General features: G+C 49.9%; 1 pseudogene. It reads left to right on the top strand.

Annotated elements, in window-relative coordinates:
• Nucleotides 1–43 precede the first annotated feature (43 nt).
• Nucleotides 44–373: pseudogene (locus Afil_RS10775) on the top strand (ISL3 family transposase); the annotation flags it as partial.

Below are 373 nucleotides of genomic sequence, written 5' to 3' on the forward strand. Positions count from 1 at the left end.
GAAGGTTCAGCGCCTCTTCTGCGAGAACGGCCATCATACACAAATGCGATCTATTCCATTCAGAGCACAGAAGCATACGATTACTACAGCTCTCGAATCGTACATTGAAGATCTGCTGGCAAGCGGCTGCTATACCCTGAAGGAAATCGCTGAGCGGACTGGTGTCGGAGCTCATCTCGTTGGCGAGATTGATAAAGCCAGGCTGAGCAGGCTTTATACGGATCAGACGGAACTCGGACCAGTGCTGAAGAAACCCGATACCTGCAGTCGATATCTGGCTATCGATGAATTCAAGCTTCATAACGGCCATAAATACGCCACCCATATCATCGATCTGGAAACCGGCCATGTTCTTTGGATTGCCAGAGGCAAG

Source organism: Allobaculum fili (assembly GCF_020969955.1).
In the GTDB taxonomy this organism is placed as follows: Bacteria; Bacillota_I; Bacilli_A; order Erysipelotrichales; family Erysipelotrichaceae; genus Allobaculum; species Allobaculum fili.